Source organism: Mitsuaria sp. TWR114, from assembly GCF_007997345.1.
The window spans coordinates 1-2,207 of the sequence record NZ_VOSR01000762.1 but is presented as its reverse complement, the minus strand read 5'-3'; the positions used below and the strand labels follow the sequence as shown (position 1 = coordinate 2,207).

Below are 2,207 nucleotides of genomic sequence, written 5' to 3'. Positions count from 1 at the left end.
CGCGGCGCTGCCGCTGCTGCTGCGCACGATCAAGGCCCAGGGCCTGCGCGTGGTGCACCTGCAGTGGCGCGAGGAGTAGGTCCCCCGCCACGCGTCATGCGGCGCGGTCGGGCGCCTGCACTGCCATCGTGGCGAAGGCCACGCGGTTCCTGCCGTCGCGCTTGGCCTCGTAGAGCATCTCGTCGGCCCGGGCGAGGCAGGCCGCCGCGGGCGCGCTGCCGTCCGCCACCCAGGCCACGCCGATGCTGGTGGACACCGGCAGGGGCGTGCCGTCCTCGACGATCCGCAACTGCTCGACGCTGGCCCGGAGTCGCTCGGCGATGGAGCGCGCCACCGCCTCGGTGACGTTGGGCGTGTACACCAGGAACTCCTCGCCGCCGGTGCGGGCCAGCAGATCGGACTCGCGCAGCTGCGCCTTCAGGCAGCTGGCGAAGGCCACCAGGACCGCATCGCCGGCGGCGTGTCCGTACTGGTCGTTGATGCGCTTGAACCGGTCCAGGTCCAGCTGGAGGACCGCACTGTGGCCTCGCAGCTGCTTGGGCAGGCGCGTGCCGAGCCAGCGGCGGTTGCCCACGCCGGTCAACGGGTCCGTGTCCGCCAACTGGGCGAGGCGCACTTCCGCGCGCTCCTTGGAGATGGTGGCCACCATCAGGGCGATGCCGAAATGGCAGAACATCTGCACGAAGAACGCCAGCGAGAAGCCGGCGCTGCCCGCGGTGCCATTCAGGATGAACACCAGCCTGAGCGTGTAGACGCCGCCGCTGAGCGCCAGGAGCGCCGCAAGCAGCCGGCTCGATGGCAAGGCCTCGAGGCGATGATTGCGCAGCATCTCGTTGGCGCTGCACGCGAGCGACAGCACGGCGGCCGCATGGAACACGCCGGCGCGGCTCAGGTTGTCGCGGGGGAACCCGGTGACCAGCCCCACCAGAAAACAAAGCAGCACCGGCGTCAGCAGGAGCCCCCAGCGGACGCGTCGGCGGCCGCTCATCGCGAGGATGCCGGCGAGGAACACCGCATAGCCGGCCGTGCCGAGCAGCAGGCTGCCGTGCGTCCAGACCGCCGCGGGCAGGGCGGCTTCCTCGCCCTTCCAGGCCAGGGCGGCTCCGGCGGCCAGCATGAGGTAGGCGATCGCCAGCCCCATGAGGCCCTCGGGGCGGCATGAATTGCGACGGACGTGGACGATGGCGAACGCGCCGGCGAGCAGGGACGTGTTGTAGAACAACAGGACGGTCGGCAGATCGAGACGGGACAGCATGCGGGGACTCGGCCGGCACACGAGCGGCCGGGTGCGCGGGTCTGGCGGTTGAGGACCACCCCGCGCAGGCCGGCCATCGGTATCGAACCTCGGCGGCTGTCGCCGGGGCAGGCGATCGTGGGGCGGTCCGCATCCCGAGGGATGGGCCGCGCCCCGCGCGCATTCTCGTCGCAGAAGCTGGCCGATGGACGACCGGGCGCCGCGGCGACTCGCGGCCGCCACGCGTCCGATGCTGCCTGCCGCTCAGCGCAGCGGGGCCGGATTCGCCAGGTAGGCCTTGAACAGGCGGGCGAACTGGCCGCCGTCCGTCGTGATGTTGACCGAGCCCGCGCCGCCGCCGCTGAACACGATCGCGAACACGCCGCGGGCGGTGTACTCGGTCGGATGGGTCAGCATGTACTGGACGTGGTTGTCGCGGTAATGCCCCCAGGTGCCGCCTGGCGTGGATGAGGGTACGCCCATCGGCGTCTGCCAGAACAGGATGGGCAGGTTGCCGAGCTTGCCCTGCACGGCGACCCATTGGGCGAGGTCCTGATGGAAGTTGGGCGTCGCCACGTTGTTCTCGTCCCAGTAGAACGGCCCGTTGCCACGGCCGGCGCACTCGGACGGAGGCGGCGAGACCTCGAAGCAGCCGGCATCGCGGTCGCTGGTCTGGGCCACCATGAAGTCGGCCTTGTCGGCGCCGAGCTTCAGCATGAAGTTGCCGACGGTGGTGGCGTCGCGGCCCCAGAAGGACGGCGGGAAACCGATCCGGGCCTTGGGCGCGTAGGTCCGTCCCAGCGCCAGCAGGCAACCCGCCATGCCGACGGCGTTGTCCGGCTGGTTCGCGCATTCGGCCACCTGGCTCACGCGTGCCGGCACCTTCGTCGGGTCGCCGCCCGGGGCGCCGGTCAGCACGAAGCCCCAGAAGTCCGGCTCCAGGTTGACCAGCGTGGGCAGGTTGGTCGCGCCG

1 protein-coding gene and 1 pseudogene are annotated in these 2,207 nt (G+C 71.3%); both read right to left on the bottom strand.

The features are described from left to right. Positions 1–94: 94 nt before the first annotated feature. Positions 95–1,255, bottom strand: a complete 1,161-nt coding sequence (locus tag FUT87_RS23835; protein ID WP_147242600.1) for a GGDEF domain-containing protein — start codon at positions 1,253–1,255, stop codon at positions 95–97. A gap of 243 nt (positions 1,256–1,498) precedes the next feature. Next, positions 1,499–2,207 (bottom strand): annotated as a pseudogene (locus FUT87_RS29295) (hypothetical protein); the annotation flags it as partial.

Excerpts from the sequence above, each read along its gene's own strand:
- FUT87_RS23835 (WP_147242600.1), bottom strand. The coding sequence starts at position 1,255 with ATGCTGTCCCGTCTCGATCTGCCGACCGTCCTGTTGTTCTACAACACG.